This window comes from Kutzneria sp. 744, from assembly GCF_000568255.1.
In the GTDB taxonomy this organism is placed as follows: domain Bacteria; phylum Actinomycetota; class Actinomycetes; order Mycobacteriales; family Pseudonocardiaceae; genus Kutzneria.
Genome location: NZ_KK037166.1, coordinates 1,513,994 through 1,522,777, shown reverse-complemented (window position 1 = coordinate 1,522,777; position 8,784 = coordinate 1,513,994). Strand labels below are relative to the sequence as shown.

7 protein-coding genes are annotated in these 8,784 nt (G+C 70.8%); 3 read left to right on the top strand and 4 right to left on the bottom strand.

Annotation, left to right across the window (positions count from 1 at the left end):
• Positions 1-20 precede the first annotated feature (20 nt).
• The 4 genes from murJ to mptB are packed head-to-tail and all read right to left on the bottom strand — an operon-like array spanning position 21 to position 5,108.
• A complete protein-coding gene (gene murJ / locus KUTG_RS06670) occupies positions 21-1,661 on the bottom strand; it encodes a murein biosynthesis integral membrane protein MurJ (RefSeq protein ID WP_157494365.1) in 1,641 nt (546 codons plus the stop codon).
• A 23-nt stretch (positions 1,662-1,684) separates the two neighbouring features.
• Entirely contained in the window at positions 1,685-2,461 is a 777-nt protein-coding gene (locus KUTG_RS06665; RefSeq protein WP_043715672.1) for an ABC transporter permease, read from the bottom strand.
• Positions 2,458-3,396 carry an ABC transporter ATP-binding protein gene (locus KUTG_RS06660; protein ID WP_043728514.1) on the bottom strand — a complete coding sequence of 313 codons (939 nt, stop codon included), beginning with the start codon at positions 3,394-3,396 and terminating at the stop codon, positions 2,458-2,460. The genes KUTG_RS06665 and KUTG_RS06660 overlap by 4 nt, the downstream gene beginning before the upstream one ends.
• A 44-nt stretch (positions 3,397-3,440) precedes the next feature.
• Complete coding sequence (gene mptB, locus KUTG_RS06655) at positions 3,441-5,108, bottom strand: polyprenol phosphomannose-dependent alpha 1,6 mannosyltransferase MptB (RefSeq protein WP_232240688.1); 1,668 nt, start codon at positions 5,106-5,108, stop codon at positions 3,441-3,443.
• A 294-nt stretch (positions 5,109-5,402) separates the two neighbouring features.
• Between mptB and KUTG_RS06650 the strand changes: the two genes are divergently transcribed.
• Genes KUTG_RS06650 through sufD form a run of 3 tightly spaced genes read left to right on the top strand, consistent with a single transcriptional unit; the run spans position 5,403 to position 8,783 of the window.
• Positions 5,403-6,149: a helix-turn-helix transcriptional regulator gene (locus KUTG_RS06650; protein ID WP_052394134.1), complete on the top strand. Its 747-nt coding sequence runs from the start codon at positions 5,403-5,405 to the stop codon at positions 6,147-6,149.
• Positions 6,146-7,603 carry a Fe-S cluster assembly protein SufB gene (gene sufB, locus KUTG_RS06645; RefSeq protein ID WP_043715671.1) on the top strand — a complete coding sequence of 486 codons (1,458 nt, stop codon included), beginning with the start codon at positions 6,146-6,148 and terminating at the stop codon, positions 7,601-7,603. Before KUTG_RS06650 ends, sufB begins: the two co-directional genes overlap by 4 nt.
• A 1-nt stretch (position 7,604) precedes the next feature.
• Positions 7,605-8,783 (top strand): Fe-S cluster assembly protein SufD, encoded by a 1,179-nt coding sequence (gene sufD / locus KUTG_RS06640; RefSeq protein ID WP_043715670.1) that lies wholly within the window; start codon positions 7,605-7,607, stop codon positions 8,781-8,783.
• Position 8,784: the final 1 nt, after the last annotated feature.

Sequence of the window (8,784 nt, the reverse complement as noted above, 5' to 3'; positions counted from 1 at the left end):
AGGCGTCCTTCCCTGCGAAATCAGCGGCGTACCAAAGAACCGATCTTGTCCAGCGCGGGCTTCAGCTCGTGCACACGCAGCAGCGCCATCATGCCGAACGCGGCCAGCAGACCGAGAATGCCGCCCAGGACAAGGGAAGTAAACGCCCCGAGCGCCCCGTGGATGCCGCCCGGCACGAAGCTGCGGACGCCGAGCTCGACCGCCAGCGCCACCGCCGCACCCCACACCGCGGCCACCGCGACCTTGATGTACGTGCGGACCACGCGCCGGCTGCCCAGCCGCCCGAAACGCTTACGCAGCCACAGTTCCCCGACGAGCGTGCCCAGTGTGAAGCTGATCGCGTCGGAGAAGGTCAGCCCGAACACCACCTGGGACGGCGGCAGCACGTGCGCGGCCAGCAGCACCACCGGCACCTTCAACGCGATCATCACCGCGTTGATCAGGGTCGGCGTGCGGGCGTCCTTCATCGCGTAGAACACGCGCATCTGCAACATGGTCAGCGCGTACGGCAGCAGCCCGAACGAGGAGGCGGTGATGGCCAACCCGAGCCGGGAGGCGTCCGCGCCGCCCTTGCCGAACACGGTGATGGCCACGGCCAGCGCCGGCCCGAGCACGGTCATCAGGGCGCTGATCGGCGCGAGCATCACCGCCGACATCCGGCTGCCCAGCGACAGGTCGTCCAGCAGCGCCGGGATGTTGTTGGCGGCGGCGGCCCGGCTCATCCGCGGCATGATCGCCGTCAGCAGCGACACACCGAGCACGCCGTACGGCATCTGCACCAGCAGCCACGAGTACGTGTAGATGGAGATGCCGCCGGCCGCGCCGTTGGTGGCCACACGGGTGATGGTGATGTAGCCGATCTGGCTGACCACCACGTAGGCCACGACCCACAGCGCCAGGCCGCCGAACTCGCCCAGCCGCCGGTCCCAGCCCCACTGCCAGCGCGGCCGGTAGCCGCTGCGCAGCAACGGCGGGATCAGCACGGCCGCCTGGATCACGATGCCCAGCGTGGTGCCGGCCCCGAGGACCAGCAGCTTGAGATCGGTGATGTGCACCGGGTTGGTGGCGATGTCGCCCGGCAGCACGAAGTACGCGCCGATGGTCACCAGCAGCGTCACGTTGTTCAGCACCGGCGCCCACGCCGGCGCGGAGAACACGTTGCGGGTGTTGAGGATCGCGCCCAGCATGGCGAACAGGCCGTAGAACAGGATCTCCGGCAGCAGCAGGTACGCGAACGCGGTCACCAGCGCCGGGTTGGCGTTGCCGCTGCTGCTGTCCACGAACAGCTTGGTCAGCAGCGGCGCGGTGGCCACCGCCAGCACGGTCATGCCCAGCAGCATGGTGAGGCTGACGGTCAGCAGGCGGTGGGTGTACTCCTGGCCGCCGTCCGGGTCCTCGTGGCGGGCCCGCACCAGCAGCGGCACCACCACGCTGGTCAGCACGCCGCCCAGCAGCAGCTCGTAGATGATGTTGGGCACGGTGTTGGCCACCGTGTACGAGTCGTTGATCGCGCCGGCGGACAGGCCGACGACGGCGGCGAGCAGCAGCTTGGACAGGAAGCCGGTGATGCGGCTGACCAGGGTGGCCACGGCCATGGAGCCGCTGGCTCGCGCCAGTGACGGCTCTTCGTCTTGTTGTTGGTCCACAGTAGTCGTGCTCAACTCGGGGATTGCCCTCTCGGGGGTCAGGTCAGCCGGGTGGTCCTGGTGGCGATGCCGCCCGCGGCGGCCGCCCAGATGATCAATACCAGCACCGGCTGCCAGCCCGGCGGGCCGCCCTGGGTGAGCACGGTGTGCAGGCCCTCGGCCAGCGCCCCGGACGGCAGCAGCTCCACGATCGCGCCCAGGCCGCCCGGCAGCGCGCTCGGCGGCAGCGCGATGCCGCCGGCCAGCAGGAGCACGAACCACACGATGTTGGCCACCGCCAACACGATCTCCGCCCGCAGCGCCCCACCGAGCAGAACGCCCAGGGCACCGAAGGAGATGGTGCCCAGCAGCACCAACGCGATCGCCCACAGCACGCCCGTGACGGCGGGCTGCCAGCCCAGCAGAGCGGCGACGACACCCAGGATCACGACCTGGATGGCGACGATGGTCAACGCCGCCAGCACCCGGCCGGCGCCGAGCAGCCAACGCGGGATCGCCGTCGCGGCAAGGCGTTTGAGCACGCCGTAGCGGCGGTCGAAGCCCAGCGCGATGGCCTGCCCGGTGAACGCCGAGGACATCACCGCCAGCGCGAGGATGCGCGGCGTCACCTCGTTCACCCGAGGCTCGGACAGCGGCACGATCTTCAGCACCGTCAGGCCGATCAGCAGCGCCAGCGGAATCAGCAGGGTCAGCAGCACCTGCTCGCCGTTGCGCAGCGCCAACGCCGTCTCGATGCGGGCCTGCGCCAGCAGCATTCGGCTCAGGCGGCCGCGGCCGGGGGCGGGCGCGAAGGCGCCGGGGGAGAAGGTGCTCACGAGCGCAGCTCCCGTCCGGTCAGCTCCAGGAACACGTCCTCCAGGCTGCGGCGGGCCACGCGGAGCTCCTCGGCCAGCACCCCCTGCTGCGCGCACCAGGCCGTGACCGTGGAGACGACCTGCGGGTCGATGCAGCCGGCCACCACGTACGAGCCGGGGCCGACCTCGTCCACCTCGAGGTTCTCCGGCAGCGCGTCCACCAGCAGCTTCGTGTCCATGCCGGGCCGGGCCCGGAAGCGCAGCTGCTGCTCGGCCGAACCGCTGCTGGTCAGCTCCTGCGGGGAGCCGCTGGCCACCACGCGGCCGTGGTCCACGATGACGACCTGGTCGGCCAGCGTCTCTGCCTCGTCCATCAGGTGCGTGGTCAGCAGCACGCCGACGCCGTCCGCCCTGAGGGCACGAACCAGGTCCCACACCAGGTGCCGGGCCTGCGGATCCAGGCCGGCGGTCGGCTCGTCCAGGAACACCAGCTCCGGGCGGCCGACCAGCGCGCAGGCCAGCGACAGCCGCTGCTGCTGCCCGCCGGACAGCCGCTTGTACGGCGTGCGGCGCGCGGCCGCCAGGCCCAGGGTCTCCAGCAGCCACGCCGGGTCCAGCGGATCGGCCGCGCAGGCCGCCACCAGGCGGAGCATCTCCTCGGTGCGCACACCGGGATAGGCGCCGCCGCCCTGCGGCATCACTCCGATGCGGGCCCGCAGCTCGGCCCCGTCACGGACGGGGTCGAGGCCCAGCACGCGGACCGTGCCGCTGTCGGGGCGCTTGAAGCCCTCGCACAGCTCGACGGTGGTGGTCTTGCCGGCTCCGTTGGGCCCCAGCAGGGCGAGCACGGAGCCGCGGTCCATCCTCAGGTCCAGCCCGTTCACCGCGACGGTGGACCCGTAGCGCTTCAGCAGGCCCGACACCTCGACAGCCGGGGTGGTCGGGGGTGCGGTCACGACGGTCGAGCCTAGGGGGTGCTCCTGGCTCAGGCTCGTGGGGCTCATCCGACCGGCCCGAAGTTGATCGGCTCGGATGTTGCGGGCGTCACGGTCAGTTCACCTCGGGGTTCGCGTTCGGGGAGCTTGCCCCGAACCAGCAACAGCAGCAGGCCGACCAGGATGAGGGCGGCGACCGCGGCCGTGGGGATGAGGAAGGCGCGGCCGTCGAAGGTCGACCCGGTCGGCGGGGTGACCAGGGCGATCAGGGCGCTGAACACCGTGACCCAGGTCCGGAACCGCTTGCTGGCCTTGGCCGTGGCCAGCGGGATGATCGCCCACAGCGGGTACCAGGGCTGCACCACGGGGCCGAGCACGACGAACCAGACCAGGAACAGGCCGAGGCCGGCCATCGCCGACAGGTGCCCGCGGTAGGAGCGCCACAGCAGCACCACGCCCGAGCCGGCGAAGCCGATCCAGCCGATGGCCCGGGCCGTGCCGACCGTGGCGTCGATGTGGTTGCCCAGCTGGAACAGGATGCCCAGGCCCACGCTGCCCAGCGCGACCAGCGTCACCGGGGACAGCCAGGTGTAGATGATCGTGCCGCCGTTGAGGGTCTTCAGCCAGCCCCAGCCCAGGCCGCTCACGACCGTGATCAACGTCATCACGACCACGCCGATCACCAGCATGGCGCCGGCCGACTTGAGCAGCTGGGGCAGGCCGCCGCCCCAGCGCCGGGCGATCATCACGCCGACGAAGCCCAGCGCCACCAGGGCCAGGATCTTGACGCCGCCGCCCATGGTGATCAGCGTGCCGCCGGCCAGGATGCCGATGAGCTCGTCCCGTGACCAGGGCGGTATCGGGTCGCCCGGGCCGATCTTGGGCAGGTGGTTGATCGCCACGTGGAAGCCGGCCAGCATCAGGCCGATGGCCAGTGCCTCGTTGTGCACGCCGACCACCAGGTGGAAGACCACCAACGGGTTGGCCGCGCCGAGCCAGATCGCCGCCACCGGCGAGACGTGGAAGCGCCGGGCCAGCCGGGGCAGCGCCCACACGATCAGGCCCAGGCCGATCAGCGCCAGCACCCGCTCCAGCAGGATGCCCACGACGATGTTGTCGCCGGCGATGCCCGTGATCGCGCGGCCGACCGTGAGGAACAGCGGCCCGTACGGGGAGGGCGTGTCCCGCCACAGCGTCGGCACGTTGCGGGCGAGGATGTTGTCCGGGCCCAGCGCCTGCGCCGCGCCCACCGTGTACGGGTCCAGGCCGTGCGACACCACCGCGCTCTGCGCCAGGTAGCTGTAGACGTCCTGGCTGAACATGGGCGGCACCAGGATCAGCGGGATCGTCCACATGACCAGCGTGCGGTCCATCTGCGCGCGGGACAGCACCCGTGGGCGGCCCGGCCACACCAGGCGGCCCAGCCACAGCCAGGCCAGCACCATCATCAGCATGCCGGAGAAGGCGCTGGCCATCGCCACCGTCGGGATGCGGGCGAACACCCCGAGGATCGGCGTGTCGAGCAGCGGGTTGATGGTCGGCGACGCCCCCGCGCCCAGGCCGCCGCAGGCCAGCAGCAGCGAGCCGATCGTGCCGAACCGCCGGATCACCTGGAGCTGGTGCCGCTCGGTGCGGTCCAGCCGCAGCGGCGCGTCCTGCACCGGGACCAGTCCGGACGGCGCGGTCTCACCGACCGCTCCGGTCACCAGCGCTCGCAGTTTGGCGGCCAACACCCGAGCAGACTAGCGAGCCGGGGGTGAGCTGCCGCTCAAGGCCCGCGCCCGCCGACCCAGGAGAGTGCGAGGCCGCGCCGGTGCCTGGACCGTCGCCGGATTTCGGTCGCCGCCACTCGACGTGCCCCCCACCCAAGCCGGCGCGGCGACCTAAATCCGGCCAGGGAAGGCCCGGTCCGAGCGCCTCGCCCCGCGCGGCACGCGCGGCGAAAATACTGTGAAGCGAGTCACTAAGTGTGGTGTCGAGCATGCCGCCACTTTGCCGTACCGATCGAAATAGGCAACACTTGTGTTGTGAAAAACGTCGGGAGCGGTCAGGAGCTGGGTGTGGCGTCGCCGCAGCCGGCCGACGGCCGCACCCGGCAGGCGGTGGCGAGGCTGCTGCTCGAACGGGGACCGGTCACCACGGCCGACGTCGCCGACGAGCTGGGGCTGAGCCACGTCGCCGTGCGCAGGCACCTGGACGCCCTGCTCGCCGACGGCGAGGCAACCACGAGGGACGCTCCGCCGCATGGGCGCAGGGGGCGCGGCCGCCCGGCCAAGCTCTTCCTGCTCACCGAGACGGGCCGGTCCCGCTTCGGACACGCCTACGACGACCTGGCGGTCGCCGCGCTGCGCTTCCTGGCCGAGAACGGCGGGGAGCAGGCCGTGCGGGCGTTCGCCGAGCGCAGGGTCGAAGCCATGATCGAACGGCACCGGGACGCCGTGACGGAGCCCGAGCAGCCGGCGGAGCGGGCCAAGGCCCTCGCCGCCGCGCTGACCCGCGAGGGCTACGCTTCGTCGTCACGGCACGTCGGCGCCGGGGAGCAGCTGTGCCAGCACCACTGCCCGGTGGCGCACGTCGCGGCCGAGTTCCCGCAGCTGTGCGAGGCCGAGACGACGGCGTTCGCCGAGATGCTCGGGGTACACGTGCAGCGGCTGGCGACCATCGCCCGCGGTGACGCAGCGTGCACGACCAACGTGCCCCTGCTCCCGACCCAGGACCAGGGCAAGACCCCGAACCAGATATCACCCACCCCGGACGGAGGGGAACTCGCATGACTGCCGCTGCCGAGCAGCGCACGCCCACCACGCCGCAGGCCGAGCCGTTGACCCAGGAAGAGACCCTGGCCACGATCGGCACCTACGAGTACGGCTGGGCCGACTCCGACGCTGCGGGCGCGAGCGCTCGCCGAGGTCTCAACGAGGACGTCGTCCGGGACATCTCGGCCAAGAAGAGCGAGCCCGAGTGGATGCTCGAGCACCGCCTCAAGGGCCTGAAGCTGTTCGAGCGCAAGCCGATGCCGAACTGGGGCTCCGACCTCTCGGGCATCGACTTCGAGAACATCAAGTACTTCGTGCGCTCCACGGAGAAGCAGGCCGCCTCCTGGGAGGACCTGCCCGAGGACATCAAGAACACCTACGACAAGCTGGGCATCCCGGAGGCCGAGAAGCAGCGGCTGGTCGCCGGTGTGGCCGCCCAGTACGAGTCCGAGGTGGTCTACCACCAGATCAACGAGGAGCTGGCCGCCCAGGGCGTCATCTTCCTGGACACCGACACCGGCCTCAAGGAGCACCCGGAGCTCTTCCAGGAGTACTTCGGCTCGGTGATCCCGTCCGGGGACAACAAGTTCTCCGCGCTGAACTCCGCGGTGTGGTCCGGCGGCTCGTTCATCTACGTCCCCAAGGGCGTGCACGTCGAGATCCCGCTGCAGGCCTACTTCCGGATCAACACCGAGAACATGGGCCAGTTCGAGCGCACGCTGATCATCGTCGACGAGGGCGCCTACGTGCACTACGTCGAGGGCTGCACCGCGCCGATCTACTCCTCGGACTCGCTGCACTCCGCGGTCGTGGAGATCATCGTCAAGAAGGGCGGCCGCTGCCGCTACACGACCATCCAGAACTGGTCGAACAACGTCTACAACCTGGTCACCAAGCGCGCCAAGGCCGAAGAGGGCGCGACCATGGAGTGGATCGACGGCAACATCGGCTCCAAGGTCACCATGAAGTACCCGTCGGTGTTCCTGATGGGCGAGCACGCCAAGGGCGAGGTCCTGTCCATCGCGTTCGCGGGCGAGGGCCAGCACCAGGACGCCGGCGCGAAGATGGTGCACCTGGCGCCGCACACCTCCTCGACCATCGTGTCGAAGTCGGTAGCCCGCGGCGGCGGCCGCACCTCCTACCGCGGCCTGGTCCGGGTCAACAAGGGCGCGCACCACTCCGCCTCCACGGTGAAGTGCGACGCGCTGCTGGTCGACCAGATCAGCCGGTCGGACACCTACCCGTACGTGGACGTCCGCGAGGACGACGTGTCCATGGGCCACGAGGCGACCGTCTCCAAGGTCAGCGCGGACCAGCTGTTCTACCTGATGTCCCGCGGCCTGACCGAGGACGAGGCGATGGCCATGGTGGTGCGCGGCTTCGTCGAGCCGATCGCGCGCGAGCTGCCCATGGAGTACGCGCTGGAACTGAACCGCCTGATCGAACTCCAGATGGAAGGGGCCGTCGGCTGACATGGCCACCCCAACTACGCAACACGGGTTGACCGAGCACTCGCACGGCGGGGCCGTTGTCCCCCAGAGCTCGCGCGGCGACCGGTTCACCTCCTACGACGTGGACGCCTTCGAGGTTCCGGGCGGGCGCGAGGAGGACTGGCGGTTCACGCCGCTCAAGCGGCTGAACGGCCTGCACAACGGCACAGCGGTGGCCAGTGGTTCGGCCGGTGTCGAGGTGAACGAGTCGCCGGAGGTGCGCGTCGAGCGCGTCGCCCGCGACGACAAGCGCATCGGCGAGGGCGGCGTGCCGGCGGACCGCGTGTCCGCGCAGGCGTGGTCGGCCTTCACCCAGGCCACCGTCGTCACCTTCCCCAAGGAGACGAAGACGTCCCGCGCGACCGTCGTCACCGTGACGGGTCCGGGCGAGGGCGGCGTGGCCTTCGGGCACGTGCAGCTGCGCGCGGAGGCGTTCGCCGAGGCCGTGGTGGTCGTCGACTACCGCGGCTCCGGCACGTACGCCGACAACCTGGAGATCGTCGCCCTCGATGGCGCGAAGCTCACGGTCGTCGTCGTGCACGACTGGAGCGACGACGCCGTGCACGTGGGCGCGCACCTGGTGAAGCTGGGCCGGGACGCGGGGCTCAAGCACACCGTCGTCACCATCGGCGGCAGCGTGGTCCGGGTCAGCCCGACCGTGACCTACGCCGACAAGGGCGGCGACGCCGACCTGGCCGGCCTGTACTTCGCCGACGCCAACCAGCACCTGGAGCACCGCACCTTCGTCGACCACGCGGTGCCCAACTGCCGCAGCAACGTGGTCTACAAGGGCGCGCTGCAGGGCGACGGCGCGCACACGGTGTGGATCGGCGACGTGCTGATCCGGGCCGCGGCCGAGGCCACGAACACCTACGAGCTCAACCGGAACCTGGTGCTCACCGACGGCGCCCGCGCCGACTCGGTGCCCAACCTGGAGATCGAGACCGGCGAGATCGAGGGCGCCGGCCACGCCAGCGCCACCGGCCGGTTCGACGACGAGCAGCTGTTCTACCTGCAGGCCCGGGGCATCCCGGTCGACCAGGCGCGGCGGCTCGTGGTGCGCGGCTTCTTCCACGAGGTGCTGCAGAAGATCGACGTGCCCGAGGTGCGCGACCGGCTGGAGGCCGCGATCGAGGCCGAGCTCCAGGCCGTGGGGGCGTGAC